Source organism: Acinetobacter chinensis (genome assembly GCF_002165375.2).
Taxonomy (GTDB): Bacteria; Pseudomonadota; Gammaproteobacteria; order Pseudomonadales; family Moraxellaceae; genus Acinetobacter; species Acinetobacter chinensis.
In genome coordinates, this window is sequence record NZ_CP032134.1 from 2,299,357 (window position 1) to 2,325,827 (window position 26,471).

At 42.6% G+C, this 26,471-nt stretch carries 23 protein-coding genes; 12 read left to right on the forward strand and 11 right to left on the reverse strand.

Going from position 1 to position 26,471, the window contains the following annotated elements; all coding sequences use genetic code 11:
* Positions 1 to 9 precede the first annotated feature (9 nt).
* A complete protein-coding gene (gene yaaA, locus CDG60_RS11855) occupies positions 10 to 789 on the reverse strand; it encodes a peroxide stress protein YaaA (protein WP_087512469.1) in 780 nt (259 codons plus the stop codon).
* Positions 790 to 912: 123 nt separating this feature from the next.
* Here yaaA and CDG60_RS11860 point away from each other — a divergent pair, with 123 nt between their 5' ends.
* Positions 913 to 1,545, forward strand: coding sequence for an alpha/beta hydrolase (locus CDG60_RS11860; protein ID WP_087512468.1), 633 nt, complete (start codon positions 913 to 915; stop codon positions 1,543 to 1,545).
* Between the two features lie 778 nt (positions 1,546 to 2,323).
* Entirely contained in the window at positions 2,324 to 3,670 is a 1,347-nt protein-coding gene (locus CDG60_RS11865; protein WP_087512467.1) for a dicarboxylate/amino acid:cation symporter, read from the forward strand.
* 221 nt (positions 3,671 to 3,891) lie between these two features.
* Here the strand turns inward: CDG60_RS11865 and rtcR are convergent, their stop codons facing one another.
* Entirely contained in the window at positions 3,892 to 5,490 is a 1,599-nt protein-coding gene (gene rtcR / locus CDG60_RS11870) for an RNA repair transcriptional activator RtcR (RefSeq protein WP_087512466.1), read from the reverse strand.
* A gap of 265 nt (positions 5,491 to 5,755) precedes the next feature.
* Between rtcR and CDG60_RS11875 the strand changes: the two genes are divergently transcribed.
* The 5 genes from CDG60_RS11875 to CDG60_RS11895 all read left to right on the forward strand — a co-directional run bounded on the left by CDG60_RS11875 (position 5,756) and on the right by CDG60_RS11895 (position 10,158).
* A complete protein-coding gene (locus tag CDG60_RS11875; RefSeq protein WP_087512569.1) occupies positions 5,756 to 7,015 on the forward strand; it encodes an RtcB family protein in 1,260 nt (419 codons plus the stop codon).
* A gap of 2 nt (positions 7,016 to 7,017) precedes the next feature.
* The gene (locus CDG60_RS11880; protein WP_087512465.1) at positions 7,018 to 7,494 is read left to right on the forward strand and encodes a hypothetical protein; all 477 of its coding nucleotides are present in this window, start codon (positions 7,018 to 7,020) and stop codon (positions 7,492 to 7,494) included.
* A gap of 25 nt (positions 7,495 to 7,519) precedes the next feature.
* On the forward strand, positions 7,520 to 7,981 hold the full coding sequence (locus tag CDG60_RS11885; RefSeq protein ID WP_087512464.1) for a DIP1984 family protein: 462 nt from the start codon (positions 7,520 to 7,522) through the stop codon (positions 7,979 to 7,981).
* A gap of 490 nt (positions 7,982 to 8,471) precedes the next feature.
* Positions 8,472 to 9,503 (forward strand): RNA 3'-terminal phosphate cyclase, encoded by a 1,032-nt coding sequence (rtcA, locus tag CDG60_RS11890; protein WP_087512463.1) that lies wholly within the window; start codon positions 8,472 to 8,474, stop codon positions 9,501 to 9,503.
* 214 nt (positions 9,504 to 9,717) lie between these two features.
* Positions 9,718 to 10,158 (forward strand): DUF2147 domain-containing protein, encoded by a 441-nt coding sequence (locus CDG60_RS11895; protein ID WP_087512462.1) that lies wholly within the window; start codon positions 9,718 to 9,720, stop codon positions 10,156 to 10,158.
* 61 nt (positions 10,159 to 10,219) lie between these two features.
* Here the strand turns inward: CDG60_RS11895 and CDG60_RS11900 are convergent, their stop codons facing one another.
* The 3 genes from CDG60_RS11900 to pheA all read right to left on the reverse strand — a co-directional run bounded on the left by CDG60_RS11900 (position 10,220) and on the right by pheA (position 14,119).
* Positions 10,220 to 10,600 carry a hypothetical protein gene (locus CDG60_RS11900; RefSeq protein WP_087512568.1) on the reverse strand — a complete coding sequence of 127 codons (381 nt, stop codon included), beginning with the start codon at positions 10,598 to 10,600 and terminating at the stop codon, positions 10,220 to 10,222.
* 111 nt (positions 10,601 to 10,711) lie between these two features.
* On the reverse strand, positions 10,712 to 12,976 hold the full coding sequence (locus tag CDG60_RS11905) for a bifunctional prephenate dehydrogenase/3-phosphoshikimate 1-carboxyvinyltransferase (RefSeq protein ID WP_087512461.1): 2,265 nt from the start codon (positions 12,974 to 12,976) through the stop codon (positions 10,712 to 10,714).
* A gap of 33 nt (positions 12,977 to 13,009) precedes the next feature.
* The gene (gene pheA, locus CDG60_RS11910) at positions 13,010 to 14,119 is read right to left on the reverse strand and encodes a prephenate dehydratase (RefSeq protein WP_087512460.1); all 1,110 of its coding nucleotides are present in this window, start codon (positions 14,117 to 14,119) and stop codon (positions 13,010 to 13,012) included.
* 286 nt (positions 14,120 to 14,405) lie between these two features.
* Here pheA and CDG60_RS11915 point away from each other — a divergent pair, with 286 nt between their 5' ends.
* Positions 14,406 to 14,927 (forward strand): DJ-1/PfpI family protein, encoded by a 522-nt coding sequence (locus CDG60_RS11915; protein ID WP_087512567.1) that lies wholly within the window; start codon positions 14,406 to 14,408, stop codon positions 14,925 to 14,927.
* A gap of 89 nt (positions 14,928 to 15,016) precedes the next feature.
* On the opposite strand, the gene CDG60_RS11920 is transcribed toward CDG60_RS11915, so the two are convergent.
* Positions 15,017 to 16,159: an acyl-CoA dehydrogenase family protein gene (locus CDG60_RS11920; RefSeq protein ID WP_087512459.1), complete on the reverse strand. Its 1,143-nt coding sequence runs from the start codon at positions 16,157 to 16,159 to the stop codon at positions 15,017 to 15,019.
* A 395-nt stretch (positions 16,160 to 16,554) separates the two neighbouring features.
* Positions 16,555 to 17,901 carry a dicarboxylate/amino acid:cation symporter gene (locus CDG60_RS11925; protein WP_087512458.1) on the reverse strand — a complete coding sequence of 449 codons (1,347 nt, stop codon included), beginning with the start codon at positions 17,899 to 17,901 and terminating at the stop codon, positions 16,555 to 16,557.
* 436 nt (positions 17,902 to 18,337) lie between these two features.
* On the opposite strand from CDG60_RS11925, the gene CDG60_RS11930 reads away from it, so the two are divergent.
* On the forward strand, positions 18,338 to 19,333 hold the full coding sequence (locus CDG60_RS11930; protein WP_087512566.1) for a glycosyl transferase family protein: 996 nt from the start codon (positions 18,338 to 18,340) through the stop codon (positions 19,331 to 19,333).
* Positions 19,334 to 19,424: 91 nt separating this feature from the next.
* Here CDG60_RS11930 and CDG60_RS11935 read toward each other — a convergent pair whose 3' ends face one another.
* Entirely contained in the window at positions 19,425 to 19,691 is a 267-nt protein-coding gene (locus CDG60_RS11935) for a YeaC family protein (RefSeq protein ID WP_087512457.1), read from the reverse strand.
* Between the two features lie 2 nt (positions 19,692 to 19,693).
* A complete protein-coding gene (locus CDG60_RS11940) occupies positions 19,694 to 20,596 on the reverse strand; it encodes an NAD(+) kinase (protein ID WP_524535728.1) in 903 nt (300 codons plus the stop codon).
* Between the two features lie 189 nt (positions 20,597 to 20,785).
* Here CDG60_RS11940 and mrcB point away from each other — a divergent pair, with 189 nt between their 5' ends.
* Together mrcB and CDG60_RS11950 are read left to right on the forward strand one after the other, a co-directional pair.
* Entirely contained in the window at positions 20,786 to 23,185 is a 2,400-nt protein-coding gene (mrcB, locus tag CDG60_RS11945) for a penicillin-binding protein 1B (protein ID WP_087512455.1), read from the forward strand.
* Positions 23,186 to 23,202: 17 nt separating this feature from the next.
* Positions 23,203 to 23,769 carry a tetratricopeptide repeat protein gene (locus CDG60_RS11950; RefSeq protein ID WP_171405507.1) on the forward strand — a complete coding sequence of 189 codons (567 nt, stop codon included), beginning with the start codon at positions 23,203 to 23,205 and terminating at the stop codon, positions 23,767 to 23,769.
* 24 nt (positions 23,770 to 23,793) lie between these two features.
* Here CDG60_RS11950 and CDG60_RS11955 read toward each other — a convergent pair whose 3' ends face one another.
* Positions 23,794 to 24,696 carry an NUDIX domain-containing protein gene (locus CDG60_RS11955; protein WP_087512565.1) on the reverse strand — a complete coding sequence of 301 codons (903 nt, stop codon included), beginning with the start codon at positions 24,694 to 24,696 and terminating at the stop codon, positions 23,794 to 23,796.
* A 135-nt stretch (positions 24,697 to 24,831) separates the two neighbouring features.
* Here CDG60_RS11955 and hemP point away from each other — a divergent pair, with 135 nt between their 5' ends.
* The gene (gene hemP / locus CDG60_RS11960; RefSeq protein ID WP_087512453.1) at positions 24,832 to 25,002 is read left to right on the forward strand and encodes a hemin uptake protein HemP; all 171 of its coding nucleotides are present in this window, start codon (positions 24,832 to 24,834) and stop codon (positions 25,000 to 25,002) included.
* 139 nt (positions 25,003 to 25,141) lie between these two features.
* On the opposite strand, the gene CDG60_RS11965 is transcribed toward hemP, so the two are convergent.
* Complete coding sequence (locus CDG60_RS11965; RefSeq protein WP_087512564.1) at positions 25,142 to 26,464, reverse strand: sensor histidine kinase; 1,323 nt, start codon at positions 26,462 to 26,464, stop codon at positions 25,142 to 25,144.
* Positions 26,465 to 26,471 lie beyond the last annotated feature (7 nt).

The following is a 26,471-nucleotide window of genomic DNA, read 5'->3' on the forward strand; positions in this document are numbered from 1 at the left end:
TATATTCAGTTAAGCTGCCTGCTCATCACGTTTGAACACCAGTTCACCTTTCAGCGAACTTTCTGCATCAAAATAATAACCGTCAGTATTGAATGATTTTAAATCTTCTGCTTTTTCAGGTCTGTTCTTGATAATGTAACGTGCCATCAAGCCACGGGCTTTTTTGGCATAAAAACTGATGACTTTATATTTGCCATTTTTCTGATCCAGAAATACCGGTTTGATAATTTCAGCATTAATTTTTGCTTCTTTTACCGACTTATAGTATTCATCAGATGCAATATTCACCAGTACTTTTGAGCCTGTCTGTTCCAGATCCTGATTAATCAGCTGGGTAATGCGGTCTTCCCAGAAATCATACAGGTTTGTGCCACGGGCATTTTTCAGACGAATGCCCATTTCCAGGCGATACGGCATCATCAGATCCAGTGGACGCAACAAACCATACAGACCCGATAAGCTGCGTAAATGGTCCTGTGCAAATTTCAGTTCATCTTCTGACAGACTGTAGGCATCCAGACCCGTATAAACATCACCTTTAAATGCAAAAATTGCCTGACGGGCATTGGCAAAACTGAAATCTGAGTTCCAGTCACGGAAACGCTCCACATTCAGACTGGCGATTTTTTCACTGACGGTCATCAGTTTTGCAATATCTGAAGCTGAAAGTTTACGACTTAGGTCTATAAGCTGTTGAGATTGATCCAGCAGTCTTGGTAAAGTATGCACATCAGTCGGTAATGCGGTTTCGTAATCGAGCGTCTTAGCAGGGGAAATTAAGGCGAGCATGGGCTTCCTGATCAAAAAATAATTAATCAAACTATAACAGTCGGAATATATTAACTCCAATTCGTGTTTTCTGTGACCATAATCGGTAAACTATACTGCTCCCTGTAAATTATCGGTTAAATTATGTCCGAACAATTGTTCATACAAGGTCCGGTGGGCAAAATTGAAGTTTTTATTGATTACCCACAGGGCGAAGTAAAAGGATTTGCTGTCGTTTGTCATCCGCACCCTCTACAAGGCGGTACGCCACAACATAAAGTTCCTGCACTCCTTGCACAGATTCTTGTTGAACAGGATTGCGTGGTTTATCGTCCAAGTTTCCGAGGTTCAGGTCAGTGCGAAGGCATTCATGATGAAGGCTTCGGTGAAACTGATGACATATTAGAGGTCATTAAGTACACCCGTCTATTACACAAAGGTCTACCCCTCTATGTTGGTGGTTTCAGCTTTGGCGCACACGTGATGGCTAAGGCTTATCATGCACTTCCGGATGAGATTCAACCCAAACAGGTCATCCTGTGTGGCTTACCGACAGCAACGGTTGATGGCATCCGTCACTATGAAACACCTGCGATCAAAGGCGACATTTTATTCGTTCATGGTGAAGCCGATCCAACCACCAGACTGTCCGACCTGGTGGAGTGGGCTAAACCCCAGCGCCACATCATCACAGTGCTACCTGGTGCAAATCATTTCTTTACCGGTTATTTAAAACAGCTCAGAATTGCAATTTCCCGCTTTCTGCTTGTGCCTTAACTGATAAAACCATACTAAACTAAGGTTCATCACATACGATCAACCTTAGTAATATAATAAAAACCACCTGCTTCAGGTTCAAAATCATTTTCTGATCAGTCAGTCAAAGCAACCCGGACGATACTGTCATATTGATAAACATAAAAATCACCATTGGATTTTATCTCTCAGACTGAAAACAGATATAAAAAAGAGCTGGATATCAGCACCTCAAATCCCATCCCTTAAGACACATCATCGCATCAGTCATCACAAAACAGATACGCATAATAAAAATCTGTACAGGAAAAATAAAAGCTGGATTTTTACATTAATAAGCGCTTTAAACAGCAGTTTCGACACAATGAACCTGCATTTCAAATTTACTGCTTTAAAGCAGATAACTTTTACTTATATTCTTCAATTAATCGTTTTTATGTCTAAGTTAAAAATTAATCAAATTAAAAATCTTTCGCCTGTAGCCTAAATTTGCACCACAAACCAAAACCAATCACTCAGAACAAATATTCTGCAAAATACATCACATTTAAAAATCTCAAAAAAAACATAAACATATTTAAAAGACAATAACAATAATAAAATTTATATACCCATTATTTATTATAATGATAATTGTACAGGATCAATCATTTTTAATCCAAACAACGTATTTGTTATTTTAACTTAAATATTTAAAATCAGCATGTTAAAACAAGAATTATTATTTTCAAAATAAATGTGTTTTAAAATGTCATTTATTAAATAAATGATTAAATTTTCTTCACGTCAAGGACTGAGTATGGAAATCTCACAGATGGATGACCACCAACCACCAAAGAAACAAAAATTCTATCAAATTCTGTATGTTCAAGTAATTTTTGCAATCGTCATGGGTATTCTGCTCGGTCACTTCTGGCCTGATATCGGTGCCAGTCTCAAGCCTCTGGGCGATGCATTTATTAAACTTGTCAAAATGATCATTGCTCCCGTCATCTTCCTGACCGTTGTTACAGGCATATCAGGGATGAAGCACATGGGTACAGTGGGTCGTGTTACAGGGAAAGCAATGCTTTACTTCCTGACATTCTCTACCCTCGCGCTCATTATCGGCATGATTGTTGCCAATATTATCAAACCAGGGCACGGCTTAAACATCGACCCTGCCACACTTAAAACCGAAAAAGTTGCCGAATACGCTCAAAAAGCACACGATTCTTCAATCGTCGACTTCTTCATGAACATCTTACCGACAACACTGGTCAGCCCATTAACCAGTGGCGATATCCTACAGGTCTTATTCGTCGCCATTATTTTTGGTTTATCACTGGCAGCCATCGGTGAAAAAGGCAAACCAATTGTAGATTTACTTAATAATTTAACCGCACCCGTATTCCACCTGGTGGGTATGCTGATGAAATTTGCTCCAATCGGTGCATTTGGTGCAATGGCATTCACGATTGGTAAATATGGTATTGGAAGCATTGGTAATCTTTTATTACTAATCATGACTTTCTACATTACAGCCCTGCTGTTCGTCCTGGTTGTTTTAGGTGCGGTCGCACGATACAACGGATTTAAAATCACTGATCTGATTCGCTATATTAAAGATGAACTGTGGCTGGTACTGGGCACAAGTTCTTCTGAAGCAGCATTACCTTCTTTAATGCGCAAGATGGAAAAAGCAGGCTGTGAGAAATCAGTTGTCGGTCTGGTGATTCCTACAGGTTACTCATTTAACCTTGATGGTACCAACATCTATATGACCATGGCAGCATTGTTCATCGCTCAGGCATGTAATATTGACTTAAGTATTCAGGATCAGATTCTGTTGCTGCTTGTTGCCATGATCAGCTCAAAAGGTGCGGCAGGTGTTACCGGTGCAGGCTTTATCACACTGGCAGCAACCTTATCTGTTGTACCAGCCGTCCCTGTAGCAGGTATGGCATTGATTTTAGGTATTGACCGCTTTATGTCTGAGTGTCGCGCTCTGACTAACCTTGTTGGTAATGCATGTGCGACACTTGTTGTGGCTAAATGGGATAATGCCCTGGATCAGGAACAGCTGGCTAAAGCTTTTGCGCATCCATCAAAAGCAGGCTATAACGAGCAAATGGTTGAATTACACAGAAATGATCCCGTAGATTAATTTTTAATTCAGACATTTAAATTATTTATAAAAATACCGAACGAAGTCATTTGTTCGGTATTTTTTATTCAGATCAACCACGAAAAGACTCAGAATATAAAATAATTTCAGGTCAACAATCCATCCATCACCGTGACTTTAATCCCTGACACAGTCATTTTTCAAAAATGGGTTTCGGCAGACAGCATCATCAGACATATTGAAAAACTCCTCATACACAACTAACTTTTACTGACATCATTCCAGCTCAACCCAAACTTCGCCAGATACTTTTTTACCCGATCACTGTCATTGGTTGACTGACGTTCAGCTCGTGAAACTGCAAATAAACGCCGTCCCGCATCAGCCAGAGATTTTGACTGCCGACAGATCTCCACCACCCCTTCCAGTTGAAGCCGATCAAATTCATCTATCTGTACCAGTTGTTCAGTACTCAAAATTTCATCCAGTATGGACCGTGATTTCTGTTGATAACGGGTTTGCCAGATCTGCTGCAAACGCCTGATTTCAGCATCAACATCGTTCAACCCTATTCTCTCACCGTTTGCCAGAGTTGCCATCCGGGTGACGCTCGCAGTCAGGTCACGAAAATTACCCTGCCAGGTCGCCTCATAAGACTGTGCGAACTGTAGATATGCCTCAAGAGCATCACTGTGGAAACGTAACTGACGCTGTTGCTGCATAGCGAAACGCTGTAATTCAAATTCGATATTTGGTGCAATATCTTCACGGCGGTCTTTGAGACTTGGTAAAAAAAATGTCCACGTATTTAAACGCGCCCATAGATCCTCACGGAAACGCCCTGCCTGAACTTCTTCACGCAAATCCTTATTTGTTCCCGCAATCAGCTGAAAATCTGCCTGAACCTCCACATCACTACCAACAGGAAAAAAGTATTTATCTTCCAGTGCTTTCAGCAGCATGGCCTGCTCATCCAGCCCAAGCTCACCTATTTCATCCAGAAATAAAATCCCGCCATCGGCAGATTTTAAATATCCAGTCCGTACATTTACAGCACCCGTAAACGCCCCTTTCACATGACCAAACAAAGTTGACATAGCACTGTCACCGACCAGGGTGGCACAGTTCACATCCACAAACCGACCAGGTAAATGAAACTTTTCTTTTTTAAGCTGATAAATCTGTTTTGCCAGCTGCGACTTCCCGACACCTGTTGCCCCCATGATTAAAATGGGTGCTGTGGAACGGGTAGCGACCTGCTCCACCTCCTGAATCAACTGATTAAAGCCTTTATTTTTTGTGGCGATATTGGCTTTAAGCTGTTGCCAGTTCTCCGACTGTTCATGCTCAAAACGCTGTGTCAGTGCGGCATAACGCGATAAATCCAGATCAATAATGCGATATTCCCCTTCAGGTTGCTGTTTTCCTGTTGGTGAACTCTGAATAATTTTTGCTGGCAGATAGTGCGCATCTATCAACAGATACCAGCAAATCTGTGCAACGTGAGTACCTGTCGTGATGTGCAGTAAATACTGATTGTTTTCCGTATCAAATGAATAAGATTTTACAAAGTCATACAACGCCCCATACATATCAGAAAAATCCCACGGATCCCGGATAAGAACCCGATGCCCCTGAACAAGAGTATGAGGTGAAAGCAGCAAAGCATCTCCTTTCAGATGCTCTATCAATCCAGTATTTCTTCGATCATGTAAAAGAACCAGCTCATCCACCAACAGATCTTCGTGCATAAGCAGACTCAGGGTTGGACGCCAGCGTTGCCAGCGCTCTTCTTTTTTACCCTGATCAAGGGTTGATCCAACAAATCCGATTACCACTGTTCTTTTGGTTTTCTGCATATCCATAAAACTATAAATATTTATATTTAACTATATATTAATATATAAATTAAAATTAACCACTTCAACACGTTGATTAAAACAAAAAGCCCAAAAATTATTTAATCTATATTTTTCAATAATATGTAAAATTATTTTTAAAAATTTCAAAAGCCTGGCACACTCTCTGCAATATAAAAATCATACATCATGGGATGTATAACAATAATTCACCTGCCTGCAACCGCTTGGCAGGCAGGTTTAGAGTAAGGATAAAGCAATGACAATGTCAGTAATTGAACAAATCGAAAAACAAGCATCGAATGAACGTGCTTATAACATTATTCAGGATGCTAAAGGCGTTCCAGTTAAGATGTGGACCAAAGGTGTCCCTGTCGATGAGAAATCGAAAGATCAATTATTAAAAACAGCACAGATGCCGTTTATTTATAAATGGATGGCAGTGATGCCAGACGTTCATGTTGGAATCGGTGCGACCATTGGTAGCGTGATTCCAACCAAAGGCGCGATTATTCCTGCTGCTGTAGGAGTCGATATCGGTTGCGGAATGATGGCAGCGCGTACTTCCTTAACAGCTTCTGATTTACCAGATAATTTACATGGATTGCGTACCGAACTTGAGCGTTTAATCCCTCATGGTATGACTAAAGGGCGTGGACGTCGTGACCGTGGTTCCTGGGAAAATCCATCTGAACGTGTGGATGCTGTATGGGCTGAACTCATCACAGATTTTGAATACATTTGTGCCAAGCATCCACGTTTAAAAAATACCAATAACCGTAAACAACTGGGAACTTTGGGAACTGGAAATCACTTTGTTGAAATCTGCCTGGATGAGCATCAGCAGGTCTGGATCATGTTGCATTCAGGTTCCCGTGGTGTTGGAAATGCGATTGGTAACTACTTTATTGAGCTTGCACGTCAGGATATGCAGAAGCATTTTATCAATCTTCCTGATAAAGATCTGGCATATTTAGTGGAGGGAACGGAGCATTTTGATGATTACTGGTTTGCCGTTGGATGGGCACAGCGTTTTGCCATGAGAAACCGTGAATTAATGATGGAAGCTGCAACCCAGGCTTTACGTATCATTATTAACAAACCGTTTAATGCCAAAGTTGAAGCAGTAAACTGTCACCATAATTATGTGGATAAAGAAGAACATTTCGGTCAGGAGGTTTTAGTCACCCGTAAAGGTGCTGTACGTGCCCGCCTGGGTGAGTATGGAATTATTCCAGGTTCGATGGGTGCGAAGTCCTTTATTGTAAAAGGTAAAGGAAATCAGGATTCTTTCTGTTCCTGTTCGCATGGTGCAGGTCGTGTGCATAGCCGCACTGCTGCCAAAAAACTTTTTACAGTAGAAGATCAGATTGAACAGACTCAGGGTGTGGAATGTCGTAAAGATGCAGCTGTGATTGATGAGATTCCATCTGCCTATAAACCGATTGAAGATGTGATGAAAGCGCAGAGCGATCTGGTGGAAGTGGTATACACCCTGAACCAGGTTGTTTGTGTGAAGGGGTAAATATGACGAGATTCATCCTGGAAAATATGCGCTGGGAAATTACAGACAATGTTTTTGACAGGTCTCAGTGGACAGGCTTAAGTCAGGGTGAGGTCTGGACTGAATCAGCAACAGCCTGGGGATTCTATTTTTCAAAATGGACGCCCAATCAACATCATGATTTAAAACTGATGCTGATTACAGTGAATGATACTTTAAATGCAGATCTTGTAATTGGCTTCACTTGTGCAGTAGATAAGCTTGAGTCATTACAGCTCGATACATCCCCAGATTTCCCCTGGGAAGACTGGGAGGGACTGAAACTGATTCGTCGGGATGACTTTGATCAATACACAAAAGCATCTGAGGCACTGATAATCGCAAAACAGATTATCCAACAGGATGCCTCTTTAGCAAAATACATCCGACTCACTGAACTGAGTTTGTCAGATCATTCATCTGCAATTGATCAAAATAACAGTCACAGCATTTTAGTGTAAATGACTTTAAAATAAGGAAAATAAAATGAAACTTGCAGAAGCACTCTTACTCCGAAGCGATCAACAAAAGAAACTCGCTTCACTGAAACAACGTATCAATGCAAACGTATTGGTACAGGATGGTGATGAACCATCCGAAGACCCAAACGAGTTATTAAAGCAAGTATTTGCTTTAACTCAGGAATCACAAAAACTGGTTTTTGCCATTCATCAAACCAATGCTTTGGCAAAACTGACCGACGGACGTTCTTTGCTTGCGTTATTGACTCAGCGTGATGAACTGGTTGAACGTCATAAAATTTTGACGTCTGCAATCAGCAGTACCAACCGTGAGCCTGATCGTTACAGTACCCGTGAGATCAAATGGCACAAGGTGATTCCTGTGTCGTCTTTGCAGAAGCAAGCAGATGATATCAGTGCAAAACTTCGTGATTTAAATGTCTTGATACAAACGACCAACTGGCAACTGGATTTGCTTGAGCTTTAAATTAATCCATACACAGTTTTGATGTAGTTCGCTATGTCAAATCCGAAATATACTGGGCGAGCACTGGATCTAATGCCAAATAGATTGAAATAAAAGAAGGCAACATTTTTGGGTAATGAGCTAAGTGGATGCATGGCGCAATCGCACCAATCAATCCATCACTATTCATCCATTAAACCTTTGTGAATCAAAGTCATTATTCACATTGCATCACCAGGTGCTGACAATATATTTCACTTTTTCTAAAGCAACTTTTTTGTTTTAGAATAAACCTGAACATACTGGGCGAGTACAGGATCCCCTACTTCCACAACACAGGATTGAAAAGATGTGTAGTGGCTTGCAGAGCGAGCGGGTGAGCTTAAAAATTTAAGCACAAATCAACCCATCACATTGCACAGGGCAAACCTTTGTGAAAACAAAGTCACAACTCACTCAGCACGACCATGTACTGACAGTATGTTCACCTTATTATTTATAAAGAAAAAATATGAATGCAAGAGTAAAAAATACAACCATCCAGATTGATGGCTCGCAAGGCGAAGGCGGTGGGCAGATCCTCCGTACCGCCCTTTCCCTTTCCATGCTTACAGGTATTCCCTTTGAACTGATCAATATCCGTGCCGGACGAAAAAAGCCTGGCTTAATGCGCCAGCATCTGGTCTGCGTGCTGGCATCACAAAGCATCAGTAATGCGACTGTAGAAGGAGCAAAACTTCATTCACAGAAACTGTATTTTCAGCCACAACATGTACAGGCAGGGACTTACGATTTTCAGATTGGCTCTGCGGGTAGTACAATTCTGGTTTTACAGACATTACTTCCTGTCCTGATGATGCAGAAACAGACCAGTCAGATCAGCATTCACGGCGGGACACATAACCCAATGGCACCGACTGCTGACTTTATCTCACATTGCTTTCTGCCTGCGATTCAACGACTTGGTATTCATGTGGATTTTAAATGTGAACGTACTGGCTTTTTCCCGATTGGTGCAGGTCAGATCAATGCCACTGTATATCCGTGGCAACACAACAGGAAGTTTTCAGGTATGAATAAAGGCAAATTGATCTCATCTTCAGGCTATGCCGCAGCCTTAAATATTCCTTCAAATATTGCTGAGCGTGAGCTTGATATCCTGAATGAAAAACTGAACTTAACGGAGCAGAAGTTCCTGAACTTTCAAGGAATCAGTCAGGGAAATACTGCCTTTGTGGTGTTGAATTATGAACAGCATCAACAGGTGTTTACCCGTTTGGGTGAAATGAAAAAGAGTGCTGAAACTGTAGCCCATGAGCTTGCAAAAGACGTACAGGATTATATCGCCTCAGATGCGGTCGCAGATGAATATCTGACTGACCAGTTGCTGCTTCCTCTCGCACTTGGTCAAGGTGGAGAATTTACTGCAACCACCATCAGCCAGCATGCTCAGACACAAGCACAGATTATTCAGAAATTTATGGATTGTGAAATACGCTTTGAAGCGACAGGGAAAAATTTCAAAGTGAGTGTTCAGGTCTGATGCACTCCATCGCACCCTGATTGCAGATAAAAGCTTTACCTGAAATTCTATTCAAGCCTTTGAATTTTTATCTTTCGATGCCATTTTAAGTTAATTTTCATGTTTTTTTGGCACAATATGTAAATATGAATTTCAATTATCAAATATATAATCAACAACTTACAAATTTTCAGTTTGTGCTTTATCAGAAACAATTTTTATATTCAGGGATATTATGAAAACTATTTTTGGGACGATCTGCATCACTTTATTCTGTACGACCGCAATAGCTCAGGACATTACAGGGACATGGCGATATATCGATGACAAAACTGGTGAGCCCAAAGGTTTGGTAAAAATTGAAAAACAGGCAAATGGAACTTTTAGCGGAACTGCACTGAAAGCAACTCCAAGACCTGGTTACACTCCTAAAGAATTATGCAGTAACTGCCCTGCACCTTATACCAATAAGCCAATTATCGGTATGCAGGTGATTACAGGCTTAAAAAGCGAAGATGAGATTAACTATACGGATGGACGAATTATTGATCCCGTCTCTGGTAAAATTTATAAACTGAAAGGGAAAATCAGCGCCAATGGAAAGAAACTTTTCCTGCGTGGTTATATTGGCGTTTCAGCAATGGGACGTAATCAGACCTGGCTGCGTGTAGAATAAAATTCCGCCCTTTAATGGAATGGCAAAGCAGATACTGTATCTTGCCATTCCCGATTTAATCTCAGCCTTTCCACTCAAAACCACTGAATGCTTCATCCTTTTTCAGGGTGTTTTCCACTGCATTTGCCAGTTGCTTAATCATGCTCTGGGTTTCAATCTTTTTAAACCACACCTGCTGTTCATCCGCATGCGCTGAAATCTGACAGGTCAAAAGACCATCCTCATTTAAGCGACAATTTACCCCCAGACCAATCGGATGATTTTCTACACTCACTGCTAAGTTTTCTTCTGAACTGGTCGATTCAGCTTTAAAGCCGTATTCTGCAAGCTGTGCCGACAGCAAATCCGTCACATAGGCTTGAGTAACAAGACACGCATTTTTGCCCTGTGCATTGTTTTGTGTATGCTTCTCACAGTTCGCAGTAAATTGTAATGTTCTCATCGCTTCATCCAAAAGGCATTGTTCTTGTATGGTTTTAGAATAAGCAATAAAAACAAAACAGCCAAGCATTTGCTTGGCTGTTGTCGAACAAATACACAAAAATTAGACTATTTACTCAGTCACCTGAATATTCAAGCCTGCCTGCGTAGTCAACTGGGTAAATGTCGGGAAACTGGTTGCCACAGTTTCAGTGCCAACAATTTTAATCACCTCTGAGTTACGCAGACCCGCCATTGAGAAACTCATCGCAATACGATGGTCATGATGTGACTCGATTTCACCACCCGTGAAGATTGCACCCCACTCGCCTGATTTACCTTTACCTTCGATGATAATGCCATCTTCAGTTGGTGTGCAGTCGATGCCCATAGTTTTTAAACCATCTGCCATCACCTGGATACGATCAGATTCTTTCACACGCAGTTCAGCCGCACCAGTCAAAATGGTTTGACCTTCAGCACATGCCGCTGCAATAAACAATGCAGGGAATTCATCAATCGCTAAAGGCACCTGGTCTTCAGGCATGTGAATACCTTTTAAAGTACGACTACCACGAATACGAATATCTGCAATCGGTTCGCCGCCTGCAACACGTTCATTTTCAACCGTTAAATCCGCGCCCATCTGCTTGAGGATTTCAATCACACCTGTACGTGTTGGGTTAATTCCAACCGCTTCAAGCGTCACATCTGACCCCTCAGTAATCGCTGCACCGACCATAAAGAACGCTGCTGATGAAATATCAGATGGTACTTGAATCTCAGTACCCACTAATTTTCCACCACCTTGTAGCGAAATACGATTACCTTCAGTTTTGACATCATAACCAAATGCACGAAGCATACGCTCTGTATGATCACGTGTTGGTTCAGGTTCAGTCACAGACGTTTCACCTGCTGCCCAAAGACCCGCAAGTAAAATCCCTGATTTCACCTGAGCCGACGCCATTGGCAAATCATAATGAATGCCTTTCAACGCTTGTGCACCTGTGATTGAAATTGGTGGTGTACCACGTTCACCGGTACTTTGAATCTGCGCGCCCATTTCACGTAAAGGTTTCGCAATACGTTCCATCGGACGTTTAGACAATGATGCATCACCAGTCATCACAGAATCAAATTGCTGTGCAGATAACATACCTGAAAGCAGACGCATGGATGTACCTGAGTTGCCCATATACAGCGCAGTTTTCGGTGCTTTTAAGCCATTAATACCCACACCGTGAATGGTCACTTCACCATTTTTTGGTCCTTCAATGCTCACACCCATATCACGGAATGCCTGTAAAGTTGCAAGTGCATCTTCACCCTCAAGGAAACCCGTCACATGCGTTGTTCCTTCCGCAATCGCACCAAACATGATGGAACGATGTGACACTGATTTGTCACCTGGCACGGTAAATTTACCTTTAAATGTCTTCTCACCCGGCAAAATGGTAAATTGTTGTGTCACCTTATTTTTCTCCATCAAAGGTTTATTGGCGAGCATGTGATTGAAATGCTGACGTGCGGCTTGCGCATGTCCAAGCAGTCCCATCAATGCCTGTGAATCTTCATTTTCAATGAGTTGGCGCAATGTTGCGAGCTGAGCTTCAAAACCATCAACTGCATTCAGAATAGCTTTTTTATTGGCAAAGAAAATATCGTGCCACATCTGCGGATCACTGGCTGCAATCCGAGAGAAATCACGAAAACCACCTGCGGCATAACGGAAAATATCGAGATTATCTTCACGATTGGCAAGTTGCTCAACCAGGTTAAACGCCATCAAATGTGGTAAATGACTGGTATGCGCAAGCACTTCATCATGCTTATCGACATCCATACAGATCACTTCTGCTTTTGCCGCTTGCCACAGCTGAATCAGCTTTTCGACTGCCCAATCTGCGCTACTGGCTAATGGCGTTAAAATGACTTTGTGGTTGGCAAATAAATCAACTTTACCTGCATGCACGCCTGTATGTTCAGCGCCTGCAATCGGATGACCTGGAACAAAACCTACAGGTAAATTTTCACCAAATACGGCTTTGGCTGCATCCACCACATTGCCTTTGGTACTACCTACATCAGTAATGATGACATTTTCAGATAAATACGGTTTGATACTTTCCAAAGCCTTTTGCGTCGCACGCACAGGCAATGCCAGTATCACTAAATCTGCATCTTTCACCGCTTCCGCAGGATCACTAAAACCCTCTGAAATAATGCCCAAAGCTTTGGCATCTTCCAGTGTTTTTTTAGAACGGGTTGAAGCAACGATTTTCTCTGCCAGATGTTCAGCAATCATGACACGTGCCAGACTTGAGCCAATTAAGCCCAAGCCGATAAATGCCACTTTTTTAAACAATGGCTGGTCTTTTAAAACAGGTTGTGACATGACGAGTCTTATATCCTCTATCGCACAACGAAATTAAAGCACAGCTGCAGGGTATGAACCCAATACACGCACTTCTTTCACCAATGGACGAATATCTTCAATCGCAGCTTTGACATTGTCCTGTTCTACATGTCCTTCGAGGTCAATGAAGAATACATATGCCCATTTTTCAGGCAATGCAGGACGAGTTTCAATACTGGTGAGGCTGATATTGTGTTTTGCAAATGGTGCCAGAATTTCCAGTAACGCCCCTGCACGGTCATGTGCAGAAATAAGCAGTGAAGTCTTGTCATTACCACTTTGTGGAATCTTCTCACGACCAATCACAAGGAAACGAGTGGTATTTTCAGGATTGTCTTCAATGTTACCGTGTAAAATTTCCAGGTCATAAATGCTTGCTGCTACATCTGATGCAATCGCAGCCGAATGCCATTCATTACGGATACGGCGCGCCGCTTCAGCATTGGAACTCAAAGCAACACGCTCTACACCTGGATAATGTGCATCGAGCCATTTACGGCATTGCGCAAGCGTTTGTTGATGCGCATAAATCTGTTTAATGCTGTCTTTACGAGTATTTGAAGAAATCAGGAACTGGTGATGAATACGCAATTCAACTTCACCAATCACATTTAAATGTGATGCTTTAAAACAGTCCAGAGTATGGTTGACCACACCTTCAGACGAGTTTTCAACAGGCACTAAACCATAATGCGCACTGCCTGCTTCCACTTCACGAAACACTTCATCAATCGTTGGCAATGGACGAACCACAGCATCCTGCCCAAAGTGTTTGAGCACAGCTGAATGCGTATAAGTCCCGACTGGACCTAAGAACGCAATGCTCTGTGGTGCTTCAAGTGCCAGACATGCAGACATAATTTCACGGAACAGACGTGCCATCGTGGTATCTGACAATGGACCTTCATTGCGCTCCATGACATTACGCAACACCTGTGCTTCACGTTCAGGACGATAAAACAACGGATTCTCTTCTGCTGCAAACTTGGCTTTTGCCACCGCTTCTGCCAGTCGGGCACGGCGGTTAATCAGTTGCTGAAGCTGTTGATCTACTGAATCAATTTCTTCACGGATATTTGTCAAATCAAGCGAAGTCGAAGAGTTCTGACCATCATGGACCATTGTTATACTGCCCTATCAATCGTGTTTATAAACTTTGAACAGTATAGCAATAGTTCCATCAGTTTTGTTGTGCAAAATCGCTGAAATCAAACAATACCCTGAAAGTAAAAACAGGACATTTAACAGTCTCTTAATTTTGTTAAGCGGCCTGAAAAGTTCTGAATAAAGTTTCCTTCGGTTTTATGTATATTTACAATTTAAGAATGGCCGGTTAACAAAGACTGCACAGAACAGGTTCAGGCTTTCATTATGATCAAATATTAGCCTAATACAGGTGATTGCCATGCTGAACAAAAATATTGCTGTTCTGGTCACCCATGACTTTGAAGAAGCCGAATATCACATGCCCGTTGAGGCTTTTCGTGCCGCCAGTCACAGCGTCAGAAATATTGAAAAAACAGCAGGAAATATTGTCTACAGCAAACAGCGGAAATCTTCTGTCAGTATAGACCACGGCATTGAAGACATCTGTATCCATGATTTTGATGCACTCATGATTCCAGGTGGACAGTCTCCTTTTCTGCTCAAAGAAGACCTGAGATTTATTGATTTTTTACGTCAGTTTGCCAATGCCCAGAAACCGATTTTTCTATGCTGTGCCAGTCCTGGATTACTGATTGATGCTCAGTTAGCCATCGGGCGCAGACTGACTTCGGTTGAAACTTTGCTGCATGAACTGAAAACGGCTGGTGCTGTTATTTTTGACCGTGATGTTGTGAATGACAATAATCTCTATGTTTCATCCCGTTCAACACTTGAGCTGCCTGTATTTATTGATGAATGTCTGAATGTACTGCGTGTTTCCTGACGACTGAAACACCTGTTTTTTAAAATAATAACAATAAAAAAGGCTTTCATCATGAAAGCCTTTTTTATGACTGCTCATTTTCTGGCAGATTAACGGCCTAAAATACCTCGAGCCACGATTTCTTTCATAATTTCATTTGTTCCACCGTAAATACGCTGAATACGTGCATCAACAAAGAAACGGGAAATCGGGTATTCAGTCATATAACCATAACCACCAAACAATTGCAGTAAGTTATCAATCACTTTCATCTGCATATCTGTACTGAAGCTCTTAAGTGCCGCAGCAGTTTCTACATCCAGTTTCGCTTCTTTGTATAAAGCCAGGTTCTGGTTATAGAATGCAGCAGTCGCCAGTTCATCAATTTTTGCCTGAGCCATAACAAAACGGGTGTTCTGGAAACTGGCAATAGCCTGACCAAATGCCTGACGCTCTTTGACATACTGCGTTGTGACATCAATTGCACCACGGATTGCACCCAGTGCGGTTGCAGCAATCGCTGTACGTTCACGTGGCAGTTCCTGCATCAGATAAGCAAAACCCTGACCTGGATTGCCCAGTAACTGGCTGGCTGGTACTTTGACATTATCAAAGAACAACTCAGAGGTATCCTGAGAATGTAAACCGATCTTGTCCAGGTTTGTGCCCTTTTTAAAGCCTTCAAGATGTGTATCCACCAATAACAGTGAAACACCTTTTGCACGTGCCTGAGGATCAGTTTTTGCAGCAAGTACAACCAGGTCTGCATGCTGACCATTAGAAATAAATGTTTTGGAGCCGTTCAGCAGATAATGGTCACCATTTAAAATGGCAGATGAACGCATACCCTGTAAGTCAGATCCTGCTCCAGGCTCGGTCATACCAATCGCGCCAACCACTTCACCTGAAACCATTTTCGGCAGCCAGTGCTGCTTCTGTTCTTCATTGGCAATATGCAGAATATAAGGTGCTGCAATTTCAGAGTGGCATGAAATTGCCGTTGATAATGCGCCATAACCTGCACGAGCCGACTCTTCGACCAGCATCAGAGAGTATTCTGTCGGTACGCCATAACCACCGTATTCTTCAGGAACATCCACACACAGGTAACCGTTTTCACCCAGCAATGACCATACGGAACGAGGCATTAATCCTTCTTTTTCCCATTGCTCATAATGTGGAGCAACGTGTTCATTCATAAAACGTTTGAAGTTGTCACGAAAAAGTTCTAAATCTGCATCATATGCCAGCATGTTCTGTATTCCTTTCAATCTGATTTCTTGATTTTCTAATCTCAAGCATCCTAATCATTTTTTCTGGAATTGTCATGAACAGATGAGGTCATTTTATTTGCACAGTTCATCAAAATACCTTTTCAAAGGCAAAAAAAAAACGGAAAACCTAAGTTTTCCGGGTGTAAGGGTAGTTTCAAGCTTTATCGTTATGTTCAACAGTAAAACAGAATATAAGCATTCCACCCATCCCAACAACCTGGTATTTTTTGACATTAATGATGCATTTTCAACCTGTCTGTTCGTTTTTTAACTGTTTATTTAAACACAACATAAAATTTTCAGAATACTGCAACTTCAGCACAGATCTAAAAAAAGGAAGCCGAGGCTTCCTTTTAAGATCAGTAAACGAATGTTCAGGCATGCTGCTGTGCAGAGTCAGCCATCATTTTACGGTCTACTTCTTCTGGATTATTTAATGCTTCATTGAGTTTTTCTGTATCCAGTTTACCGACCCATTTCGCAACAACAATCGTTGCCAGCGAGTTACCAACCAGGTTGGTGAGCGCACGTGCTTCTGACATAAAGCGGTCAATACCCAGAATTAATGCCAGACCTGCAACAGGAATATGACCTACCGCTGATAAAGTTGCAGCCATCACGATAAAGCCTGAGCCAGTTACCCCTGCTGCACCTTTAGACGAAATCAGCAGAACAAGCAGTAACGTAATCTGATGCGAAACATCTAGCTGAGTATTGGTTGCCTGAGCAATAAAAATAGCCGCCATAGTCAGATAAATGGATGTTCCATCCAGGTTAAATGAATAACCGGTCGGAATCACCAGACCCACAACAGATTTTTCACAACCCGCAATTTCCAGCTTTTTCAGCATGCGTGGCAATACAGATTCTGAAGATGATGTTCCAAGTACAATCAGCAGTTCTTCACGAATCATGCGGATCATTTTTAGAATACTGAAACCACAGATACGGCTGATCGTTCCCAGTACAAGGAAAATAAACAGCACACAGGTAATATAAAAACAGATAATCAGCTCACCCAGCTGTGCCAGCGATCCGATGCCGTATTTACCGATTGTAAATGCCATAGCACCGAATGCACCGATAGGCGCGAGCTTCATGATCATATTCACAATATTGAAAAATACATGTGAAACCTGATCAATGAATTTCAGAACTGGCTTTCCTGTATCTCCAAGCTGATGCAGTGCAAAACCGAACAGCAGAGCGAACAGTAATACCTGAAGAATTTCACCTTCCGCAAAAGCACCGACAACCGTATTGGGAATAATGTTCATCAGGAAGTCCATTGTAGACTGAGACTCACCCGATGCCACATATTTTGAAATACCGCCCTGATCCAGGGTCGCCGGATCAATGTTCATGCCTGTACCTGGCTTCCAGATATTGATGACTATTAAGCCAATCAATAAAGCGAAAGTGGACACAATTTCAAAATACATCAAAGCAATACCACCGGTTTTACCCACCGATTTCATGCTTTCCATGCCTGCAATACCACTGACCACGGTACAGAAGATCACAGGTGCAATAATCATTTTAATGAGTTTGATGAACGCATCACCCAAAGGTTTCAGTTGCTCACCAATACCCGGCACATACTGTTCTGCACCATTGATAATCTGTGTTCCACTTGGCGAGTAATGACCCACAAGCACACCGGCAATAATTGCTATAATCACCTGAAAATACAGTGACTTATAGATAGGTTTCTTAGCCATAAGAAGTCTTCTTTATATATTTCTGAACACAGAAATACTCAAAATTTGATGTATCCGTTATGAATACACAGCCCTGAATCCCCGGCAAAAAGCAAAGGAGAAGAATTTTTAAACAATAAAAATCCGTATAGAAAACAAATGTTTTCTAAAAAAACAGCTATAAAACGACCTTTTACAGTCGGATGTTTTATCTGTAATGCTGTATTGACGGCATTCAGATAAAAAATAGATACAGGAGATTGATGAATTTAAAAAATATAAAACATGCAGATTTTAATAAAATTTTTAGTGCAAAAGTTCAGGGATTTGTTAATTTTGCTTAAAATTAATACAACACCCCTTAGACCTTAGTCTAAGATTAATATTCCAGGTACATTCTCCAGACATTTATGTCATAGTGACAGCTGACCGCAGCAATCACGATTCAGATTTTTTCATGTCCACAAAACGTAATCTTTATAAAGACTTTGAACACCCTTTTGCTCAGTATGTCCGCATCGTGGGAAAAGGGAAAAATGGTGCACGATCACTCACTTATGAAGAAGCCTATAATGCTTTCAGTATGATTCTGAAAAATGAAGTCCTGGACGTACAGTTAGGTGCATTTCTGATGCTGTTACGGGTCAAGGAAGAATCTGTAGATGAACTGGCGGGTTTTGTACAGGCAACCCGTGATCAGCTGAATTTTGAGCCTATGCAGATTGATCTGGACTGGTCCAGTTATGCTGGAAAACGTAAACATTATCCCTGGTTTTTACTGGCTGCTCTGACGCTTGCTAAAAATGGCTATAAAGTTGTTATGCATGGTGCATCGGGTCATACCATGAACCGCGTATATACCGAACAGGTTCTGCAATACCTCGGATACCCTGTCTGTCAGAATCAGCAGGATGTAGCTGCTCAGATTGAACAGCACAACTTTGCCTATCTGCCTTTATCTGTGATTTCTCCCGTCCTGAGTGATCTGATTGATCTGCGTAATGTGATGGGACTTCGCTCACCTGTGCATACACTTGCCAGACTGATCAATCCATTTAATGCCCCAGCCACCATGCAGGCGATTTTCCATCCCGCATACCGAAGCTCACATCAGCAGGCAGCATTTCAGCTGGGTTATCTGAACAGTGCCGTGATTAAAGGCGAAGGGGGTGAATTTGAGCGTAACCCTGATGCAAAAACACTGATCTGCGGTATTCAGAATGGCGAACTTTATGAACACGAACTGCCAAAACTGACTGATAACAGAAGCCCAGCTGAAGAAGAACTGGATTTAGCTGTATTCAAACAGGTCTGGGAAGGTCAGCAGCGGCATGAATATGGTGAAACAGCAGCCACGGAAACCATGGGAATCGCACTGTATACCATGGGCATGGCTAAAACCTTTGAGGAAGCCATGAATACAGCACAGACCCTCTGGAAAAACCGTTTCTGACAGACATGAAAAAGCCCTCAATGATCTGAGGGCTTTTTTAGCTGTATGAAAATATCATTTCCATACAGCTTACATAACCTGTCCGGTTCTTTTATACAAAACGGATCGGTTTAAATTCAGGCTCTGGAACATGAGAGTCGCACTCCTCACCTTCTTCTTTATGACCTTTATCAATAAAGCCACTGCGCTCGTTTTCCGGTAAATTCTGAATTTCCCAGGCATACACAGCCTGCATACAGATCTGACGCTGTTCTTTGGTCAGCACAACACCATTCGGCCATTTACCAATCTCAATTGCTGTTTTTAAACGTCCAACAATTTCAGGATCGAGTACGGCAAGCATTTGTTCAATATTCATAGTTAATCCTGCTGGAATGAATCAAAATCTCGGTTCCAGCCCAGCTTTGTTCTGCATGCCATGTAGAAGTCATAGCCAGGTGGATGTAATAAATTCAGTTTATACGGATGCTTACGGATGTGTAAACCATCACCTACATTTAATGAAACACTGTGCTGCCCATCGGCACTGACCATCGGTAAAACACGGTTTTCACGGATCACAATTTTAATTTCACTCTGTCCACCCACAACCACCGGACGCGAAGACAGCGTATGTGGATGCATCGGAACCAGTGCAATGGCATCCATACTTGGGTGCAGAATCGGACCACCACCTGACAGCGCATAGGCAGTTGAACCTGTTGGTGTTGAAACAATCAGACCATCACTGTGCTGTCTATATACGTACTGACCATCAATATGCAGATCAAAATCAATCATGTGTACCGACTTACCTGAATGCAGTACAACATCATTCAGTGCAATCGCTTCATAGATGATTTCACCTTTGGAACGCACTTCCATTTCAAGCAGAAAACGTCTGTCATGCTGAAACTGTCCCTGGAGCACCTGATCCAGTTTAAAGATTACTTCGGTCGGGGTAATATCCGTCAGAAATCCAAGACGACCACGGTTGACCCCTATCACAGGTGTATTGTACTTCACCAGCGCACGGGCAGCATGCAGTAAGGAGCCGTCACCACCAACCACGATGACCAGATCCACTACTTCTCCGAGCAGCGCACGGCTGACCGTCTGTGTATTTTTATAAGGAACCAGTTCGGCTGTTTCTGAATCAAAAACAGGATGTAAACCCAGATTAAGTAAATGATCATGAATGAGACTTAATGTTTCGACTACTGACGATTTATCTGGTCGCCCAATTAATCCAATGTTCCGAAAAGTCTTATGTGATATTTGCACCTGCATCATCGCTCCGCCAGGGTTCGTCTTTATAATAGCATTATCATGTTTGTTTTAAAAAACCTTTAAACTGAGTAACCGGTTCATTTTTTTATTCAATGAATTTGTATTGTTTCAAAGATTAAATATTGCAAATTGACGAAAAGCTTCGCATGATTAGCACAATTTATCAGGGTTTTATCTTTATATATGAAGTCTGAACGTGGTATTGGTTTCTTTGCACTTATTTTCTCAGTACTGGTCATTGGTATTTTTGTAGTCTTCAGTATCTACCTGATCCGACTTGATAATATTGTGCGTGAAAAATTTGAAGGGAAACGATGGGACATACCTGCAAAAGTATTTGCCCGCCCTCTTGAAGTGTATACCAATGCCCCTGTATCTCAGACTGATTTTGAACAGGAACTGAAACTGCTCAGTTACAAAAATACAGACAGCTATGCAAAATCGGGAAATTATGTTTCATCTGGAAACACCCTGTATGTACATACCCGCGGCTTTGATTTTGGTGACAGTGTTGAACCTGAACAGGTACTGAAAGTTTCATTCACCAACAACAGTATCAGTGAAGTCAGTGCAACCAAACCGTCATCGACCGGACTTGCCCGACTTGAACCTTTACTGATTGGCGGCATTTATCCTCAGCACAATGAAGACCGTGTTCTGATTAAACTGACCAATGTTCCTAAACCTCTGATTGAAGCCCTGATTGCAACCGAAGACCGTAATTTTTACCATCACTATGGCATTTCAGTCCGTGGTACAGCCCGCGCACTGGTCAGTAATGCAACCGGTGGCAGACGCCAGGGGGGCTCAACGCTGACTCAGCAGCTGGTTAAAAACTTCTATCTGACCCCTGAGCGGACTTTAAAACGTAAAGTCAATGAAGCACTGATGGCTTTACTGGTCGAACTTCATTATGACAAAGACGAAATTCTTGAAGCCTATTTAAATGAAGTCAATCTTGGGCAGAACGGCAATTATTCCATCAATGGCTATGGTCTTGCTTCCCAGTTCTATTTCGGTCTACCACTGCGTGAACTGAACATTGCGCAGCAGGCTTATCTCGTTGGACTGGTTCAGGGACCTACGCTGTACAATCCATGGAAAAATCCTGAAGGTGCAATCAAACGCCGCAATATTGTATTGAACAATATGGTGGTGATGGGTTATCTGACTCCCGATCAGTTTGAACGTGAATCAGCAAGACCTTTAGGCATACTGGCAAAACCGACTTTGGGTCCTGCACGTTTCCCAGACTTCCTTGATATTGTCCGTCGCCAGCTGAAAAGTGAATATCAGGAAAGTGACCTGACCAATCAGGGTCTGCGAATTTTTACAACGCTTGATCCAGTTGCCCAGACGCATATTCAGCAGGAGTTTAAAAGCTCCGTTGCACGCCTGGCAAATGCCAATCCTAAAACACTGAAAGATCTCCAGGGCGCTGTACTGGTCTCTCACCCTGAAAATGGTGAACTGGTTGCAGCCGTTGGCTCGACTCAGGATTTCACTGGTTTTAACCGGACTCTCGATGCAAAACGTCAGGTCGGTTCATTGCTGAAACCTGTGATCTACCTCAGTGCCATTGAGTCAGGTCGCTATAACTGGGCAAGCCCTGTTGAAGACAGTTATATCAATATTCAGAGTGAAGGAAAGTCCTGGACACCGAAAAACTACAGCGGTGGCGAACACGGCGTAGTTCCAATGGCTCAGGCACTTGCCAACTCCTATAACCTTTCTGCTGTCCGCCTTGGACAGGAGTTTGGTATTGCCACTTTCAGCAATCAGCTGAAAAAATTTGGTGTAGTTTCCAGTATTCCATCATATCCATCTATTTTCCTCGGTGCGGTAGATATGTCACCTATGGAAATGATGAGCATTTATGGCAACTTTGCTACAGGTGGCTTTAAATATCCGGTTAAATCCATCCGTTCAGTAGTTGACTCAAATGGACGGTTACTGGACCGCTACAGCTTGACTGTACAGCAGACCATTGACCCATCCGCAGCCTACATTCTCAACTATGGTTTACAGCAGGTCATGACATCGGGTACGGGACGTTCAGCATACAACTCTTTACCGCAGGATCTTAAACTTGCCGGCAAGTCAGGAACCACCAATGACACCCGTGATTCATGGTTTGCAGGATATTCAGGCAATTATCTCAGTGTTGTATGGCTGGGTCTGGACAACAACAAAGTGACCGGACTGACAGGTTCTTCAGGTGCATTGCCCGTCTGGACCAATGTCATGAAGCAGTTGCGTCAGAAACCAGTGAACCTGCGCCAGACTGACGATGTACAGTGGCAATGGATTGATAAAAACTCCGGAAACCTTTCAGCTCAGGGCTGTGAGGGTGCCATGTACATTCCTTTACTGCGTAACAATATTCCACGTCGGGCAACTGCATGCGGTCTGCCTCATTATCAGGTGGAACCTGTTTACAATCCCGATACTGAATCCACTCAGCCGCCTGCACAGCAGGAAGATAGAATAGAAAACTATATCCGTGAAAGTGAAGCTGATATGGGACGCGAACTGTCAAACAGCGACAACCGTGTGATTTCCAGCGGATCTTATAACAACTGAAGGTTAAGTGTTCCATGATGCTGAAAAAGGTTGCGTATATTAAACCTGCATTTGTTCTTGGATGTTTACTGTTAGCAGGCTGTCAAAGCCTGCCGACTCCTGAACAGCCTGAAAAAAAGGTCAGACCTCTGCCTGAAAAACCTGCCGAAATCCATACACCATCAGGCGTTGTCATAAAACCTTATGACCAGGAAGAAATTATCCGTAAGCAGTTAAAGGTTGTCGTTCCTGAACAGAAGTCCAGCCAGAAATTTGATGACGGACATAACCTACCTGCTTTCAGACAGCTCATGCAGCAGGTAAATACAGCATATGCCAAAGAACAATGGAGTGCAGCTGAAACGGCTGCACTGCATGCACAGCGTCTGGCACCTCAGTCTCCCGAACCATTTTTATACCTTGCCATGATTGCAAACCGTAAACAGCAACCTGCAAATGCCGAATCACTGGCAAAACGTGGTTTAAGTTATGCTCAGACTGATGCCATGAAAAAACAGTTATGGCTGAGTATTTTAAAAGCAGGACAGATGCAGAAAAAAACTGCAACTATCCTTCAGGCTCAGACTGCCCTGAAATCACTCTGACAGCATCACCCCAATACACGAGACTCAGTTAAATGTGCTGATTCCCGCAATACCATAACCACCTGACTGCTGCACCTGTATCAGATCATTGTGACTGATGCCTCCAAGTGCAAAAACCGGTATATCCACCTGTGTTGCATATTCTTTGAAAAGAGACCAGCCTAGAGGGACAGCATCAGGATGAGTCGCTGTTCTGCATACAGGACTCAGCAGAACCGCATCGCAACCGATGTACTGTGCATGTTTCATTGAAATCAGATCATGACAGGCAGCAATGTACCGCTTCCCTGCTTTCAGTTCGCCTTTTTTTAATGCCATCAACTGCTGCTGTTTTAAGTGAACCGCTGAAATGCTCTGTTGCTGAACAGTGTTCAGTTTTTTCCAGAGCTCCATATTCACAATCAGTTTTGGCAGCTCTTCGATGTTCAGCTCTGCAAGCTGTTTCAGACTTTCTGCAGTCACATCGTTACGCCAGTACAGCAGCTGATCATTTTCCAGTTGCTGACAGACTTCCAGCTGTTCAGAAATTCGGATTTGATGCTTCCACGCCAGTCGGGACACAATACTTTTATTTGCACTCGGAAAATTCAGTTCAGTCAGTTCCTCTCTGCTGTACCAGGTCCAGGGCTGCTGAATTTCATTTAACAGCTCATCGGGTACTGCTGCATGAAACAGATGCAGATTGACTATGACATCATCATATTCGTGACGGATAAAATCAAAATCATTCCACGAACTGATCCCCACACCCACTTCTTCATACACTTCCCGACGGCAGGCTTCGAGTGGTGTCTCACCCTGTTCAACTTTCCCACCAGGAAATTCATATTTATTGCCCTGATGCTGTTCAGCCTGACGCCAGCCCACGAGTACTTTATTACGGTGCAGAAGTATCGCAACAGCAACATGGATATTGGGTTTGGACATCATTCATCTCCCTGAAATATGACTGAGTGTAACCAGTTCAGTGTTTTTTATAAAATATGAAAATTTGCATTGACAGGTCTATTCGATAATGATTATCATTTAAATCGTTCACTATACACCACGGAGTCAACGGACATGAACGCACCTTTCAGCTTATTTACACGTAACAATGAAACCGCACATTCACTGCCAATGCTGCATTCCAACAACCTTTTTGCTCTAGGGCGTGAAATACGGATCATGCATGCAGGGGAAGAATACCGCCTTCGTCTGACACGTAATAACCGACTCATACTCACAAAATAATAAATACATACAGAATAATAAACGTGGGAACAGGCAGTATGAATCAGCGCATACTGCTTTTTTAGTTTTTGCATGCTGTCTTTATAACTGTAAACATTCCATCTTTCATGATCATGACAGGCTCAGATCTTTCTTCAGTTTATGGATGTTCAGAAAAATCAATTCGGACTTTGAAACCATCGGGAGCTGATGCTTCGAAGAACAGCTGACTGTAATGCAGTTCCAGAATTTTCTTACAGATGGACAGCCCCAGTCCTGAACCTTGAGTTTTTGTACCCAGTACCCGATAAAACCGCTCTCCAAGCCTGCTCAGATCTGCCTGCAGCCCTGGACTCCTGTTGGCAACAGTCAATACAGCGCCTTTGTTCAGTGCCCGAAGCGAAATACTGACCTCTCCTCTCTCAGGGCTGTAACGAACAGCATTATCCAGCAGATTACGGATACAGCTGAAGATCAGTTCGCGGTTACAGTAAAAATCAACATCCTCAAGATCACTGTCCAACCTTAAAGACTTCTCTTTCAGTCCAGGTTCGATTGTGCCCAGTGCATCATCCACTATCTGTTTCAGATTATGACGGGCTTTAGCTAACTGATCAGCAGCTTCAGGATCAAGTCTTGCAAGCAGCAATAAATTTTCCAGCACCTTTGTCCCACGGTCTACATCCTGTTGTACCACGGCAAGTTCTGAACTCAGCTCAGGAAATTTACGTTTCAGTACCTGCAAACGCATCTGAATAGCCGAAAGTGGCGAACGCAGTTCATGCGAAGCATCTGCGGTAAAACGCTGTTCTGAAACCAGTGCCTGCTCAAGACGGGAAAGCAACCGGTTCAGTTGCTGAACAATAGGCTCTATTTCAAGCAGCTGAGGGGTTTGCTGTACGATTGGACTTAAATCATCTGCACTTTTTTCTGCTATTTTTTCAGATAAATCCTTTAAAGGTCTGAACTGACGGGCAATGGCATAATGCACAATCAACCACTGCAAAAACCATAAAAACAGCAAAATACCCGCATATCCCAGCAGCGTACTGACAAATGTCTTAAAACGGACTTTTAAAGGCTGATAAGCAATGACCGTCAGCTGCGTACTCTCATCAGCTGTCTGATAAACACGCCATAACTGACCATCAAACCATTCAAAAGAGTATTCATTGTCATACGGCTGAGTATTCTGGCGTGGTACGTAATTCATGGAATGTGTCAAAACCTGGTTCTGACTCTGTAACTGATACTGGATATCAAATTCATCACTCAGTTCATCCAGCTGAGTACCCGAGCCTGCAACACTGGTCAGATCAGAAATCAGCAACATGTCCGATATCTCATCCATGATCTCATCCTGCACACTCATGGTCTGATAAACCGAAATGCCAAGCAGTAAGATGAATGCAATCATACCCGCCACGACTGAACTCAGCATGGATGTGCTGACCAGTTTTTTTTGCAGTGACACCTTTTTGATGGCATCC